The organism is Acidovorax sp. HMWF018 (assembly GCF_003061035.1).
GTDB lineage: Bacteria > Pseudomonadota > Gammaproteobacteria > Burkholderiales > Burkholderiaceae_C > Acidovorax > Acidovorax delafieldii.
In genome coordinates this window covers 1-3,238 of sequence record NZ_QAIM01000109.1, presented here as the reverse complement: position 1 = coordinate 3,238, position 3,238 = coordinate 1, and the positions used below count along the sequence as shown (strand labels likewise).

Annotated in this window: 3 protein-coding genes; 2 read left to right on the top strand and 1 reads right to left on the bottom strand. The window is 66.9% G+C overall.

All coding sequences use genetic code 11. From position 1 onward, the window contains the following. Positions 1-256 precede the first annotated feature (256 nt). Positions 257-2,251: a relaxase/mobilization nuclease and DUF3363 domain-containing protein gene (locus DBR23_RS03950; protein WP_024537629.1), complete on the top strand. Its 1,995-nt coding sequence runs from the start codon at positions 257-259 to the stop codon at positions 2,249-2,251. Here the strand turns inward: DBR23_RS03950 and cadR are convergent, their stop codons facing one another. Next, positions 2,252-2,707, bottom strand: coding sequence for a Cd(II)/Pb(II)-responsive transcriptional regulator (cadR, locus tag DBR23_RS03945; protein ID WP_024537628.1), 456 nt, complete (start codon positions 2,705-2,707; stop codon positions 2,252-2,254). A gap of 103 nt (positions 2,708-2,810) precedes the next feature. Here cadR and DBR23_RS03940 point away from each other — a divergent pair. After that, positions 2,811-3,238 (top strand): cation transporter (locus DBR23_RS03940; protein WP_146191223.1); only part of this gene is annotated, 428 nt, incomplete at its 3' end.

Sequence of the window (3,238 nt, the reverse complement as noted above, 5' to 3'; positions counted from 1 at the left end):
TCGCCGGCGCGCAGGCTGCTCGCGCAGCAGCGCCGCCGGGCCGCCGCTGCCCTGAGCGCCAGCGAGGGGCAAAGGCGGAAGGCAAGACAAAAGGACGCGGCACGGGGCCGCGTCGAAAGCCTGTCTGCACGTGGGGGTGGCGCGGCACGGAGCGGCTTCGCCGCCGTGCCGCGTGGGGCGCGAGGCCCGCGCCGATGCAGGCGTGCCCGCGTGCTTCGCACGCCCGGACACGCCAGAGCTTGCAGGGAGCGCAGCCATGACCGACCGCCGCGATGACGATTTCCGCATCCGACCCAGTGCCCCGAAGAACCGGGGCCAGGGCTTCGTCTCCAGGGTGCTCAAGCAGGCAGGCAAGGCCAGCAGTGGCAAGTCGTCGATGCGCCGTCCCGCAGCCGGCGGCAGCAGCGCACGCGCTGGCCAGCGGCCCGGCTCTCGACTAGGGCGCGGGCATACGGCGGCACGCTTCGCAGGCGCGAAGCTCACGCCTATGTCGCGGCGCGTGACCATCAAGACGTTGCTGGTCAACCAGCAACGGGCCAGCCCGCAATCACTCGCCAAGCACCTGCGCTACATCGAGCGCGACGGCGTGGGCCGCGATGGCGAGCCGGGCCAAGCCTACGGGCCGCTGACCGATGCCGCCGACCTCGACGCCTTCAAGGAACGCTGCGCCGACGATCGGCACCATTTCCGCTTCATCCTCTCGCCGGAGGACGGCGCGGAGCTGGAAGACCTGCGCACCTACACGCGGCACCTGATGGGCCGCATGGAAGCCGACCTGGGCACGGGCCTCGATTGGGTAGCCGTCAACCACTGGAACACCGACAACCCGCATACGCACATCGTCGTGCGCGGGCGCGACGACACCGGCAAAGACCTCATCATCGCGGGCGACTACATCGCCGACGGGTTCCGCCATCGTGCCGCCGAACTGGCGACCGAACGGCTGGGGCCGCGCACCGAACTGGAGATCCAGCAGACCTTGCGACGCGAGGTGGATCAGGAGCGGTGGACGAGCCTGGATCGCACCTTGAAGCGCGAGGCCGGCGATGATGGCCTGGTGCATGTCGAACGGCTCAATGAACCCCGACTGCAACGCCAGCGCTTGCTGCTGATCGGCCGCCTGCAACGCTTGCAGCTCCTGGGCCTGGCTGACGAGATGCAGCCGGGCACCTGGGCTGTCCATGCCGATGCCGAAAAGACCCTGCGCGCCCTGGGCGAGCGTGGCGACATCATCCGCACCATGCAGCGGGCCATGCGCGGCGAGCCGCGCGAGCTGGCGGTGTTCGAGCCGGGCCAAGATGCTGATGGAGGTGGCCGAACCATTCTCGGCCGCGTGGCAGCGAAGGGGCTGGCCGACGAGCTGCGCGACCGGGGCTATCTGGTCATCGACGGCGTGGACGGCAAGGCCCACTACGTCGCGCTCAACGCACACGATGAACTGGCGAACTATCCGGCCGGCGCCGTAGTGGAGGTGAAGGGATCGGCCGACGTGCGCGCAGCCGACAAGAACATCACCGCACTGGCGAGCGGCGGCCTATACCGCACCGACCATCACCTGGCCGTCGCGCAGGGTCAGGCCGTGCCGGGCCGTGATCCGCAGGAAGTCGTCGCGGCCCACATCCGCCGACTCGAAGCCCTGCGCCGCGCCGGCATCGTGGAGCGCGTGGCCGAAGGGCTATGGAAGGTGCCGGACGATCTGCCCGAGCGTGGCCATCAGTACGACGCGCAGCGCCTGGGCGGCGTGGCCGTGGAACTGAAATCGCACCTGCCCATCGAGCGGCAGGCCCGCGTCATCGGGGCTACCTGGCTCGACCAGCAACTGATCGGCGGCGGCTCGGGCCTGGGCGACCTCGGCTTTGGCGGCGAGGCCAAGCAGGCGATGCAGCAGCGCGCCGACTTCCTGGCCGAACAGGGACTGGCCGAGCGGCGCGGGCAGCGCGTGATCCTCGCCCGAAACCTGCTGGGCACGCTGCGCAGCCGCGAGCTGGCGCAGGCCGCCAAGGACATCGCCGCCGAAACCGGCCTGGAGCACCGCCCGGTGGCCGACGGCCAGCGCGTGGCCGGCATCTACCGCCGCAGCCTCATGCTCGCCAGCGGTCGGTATGCGATGCTGGACGACGGCATGGGCTTCAGCCTGGTACCGTGGAGGCCAGTGATCGAGCAGCGGTTGGGGCAGCCGCTTGCGGCGACAGTGCGTGGCGGAACGACCTCATGGGAAATCGGGCGTCGGCTTGGGGTTTCTTTGGGCTAGTCACTTGAGGCTATGTGCCCCATGAACATGGCCCCTGCGCGTCGCCGGTTCGTGCAGATGGCGCGATGCTGAGGACAGCTCGGTCAAGATGCCGCACTGGCTGGCCTGCTGGGATTCACGGCAGCGTTCCCGCAAGGTCTTGAGCTGTCGTTCCAACGCTTTCAATTCCTTGATGCGGGTAGCCACATGGTCGATGTGCTCGTCGAGCAGGTCGTTCACCTGGGCGCAGTTCTCGTGCGGTGCATCCTTGAAGCGCAACAGAACCCGGATTTCATCCAGCGTCATGTCCAACCCCCGGCAGTGCCGGATGAAGGACAGCCGGTCAACGTGTTCTTCTGCGTACATGCGGTAGTTGCCATCCGTACGGGCCGTTTCGGGTAGCAAGCCTTCACGCTCGTAGTACCGGATCGTCTCTACCTGGGTATGTGCGGCCTTAGCCAGTTCGCCGATTTTCATGAGTTCATCTTCAGCGGTCGCGGGTTTTTCTCCAAGGCTCATTGTAGGCGCTTGACTCTGTAGTGGGTACAGGGTTTCCAATCTGACTGAAAAGGAGAATTTCATGAACTCTGCCCACCAACGCCAACACGCCGACGCTGCCTGCTGCGGGAGTGGCTGTGCAACAGTGCCTGTGGCGCCCGAGCCAACAGCGTCTGATGCAACGACTATTGGGCCGCAACGCTTTCGCATAGAAAACATGGACTGTGCCTCAGAGGAGTCGGAAATCCGCCGGGCGCTGGAAGGCATGGCGGGGATTCGCAGCCTGCGATTCAACCTGGGGGATCGAGAGCTTGCCATTGCCGCCGATGACCACGCGCTGCCCGAGGCCCTAGAAGCGATCCGCAAAGCGGGTTTCAAGCCAGAACCCCTCGGCGCGAAGAATGTCCAGCGCTTCCGCATTGCGAATATGGACTGTGCCTCGGAGGAGTCGGAAATCCGCCGGGCGTTGGACGGCATGGCGGGAATTCGTAGCCTGCAATTCAATCTGGG

Bases quoted from the DNA above. Each gene is read 5' to 3' on its own strand.
- cadR (WP_024537628.1), bottom strand. From the start codon at position 2,707: ATGAAAATCGGCGAACTGGCTAAGGCCGCACATACCCAGGTAGAGACG.
- DBR23_RS03950 (WP_024537629.1), top strand. From the start codon at position 257: ATGACCGACCGCCGCGATGACGATTTCCGCATCCGACCCAGTGCCCCG.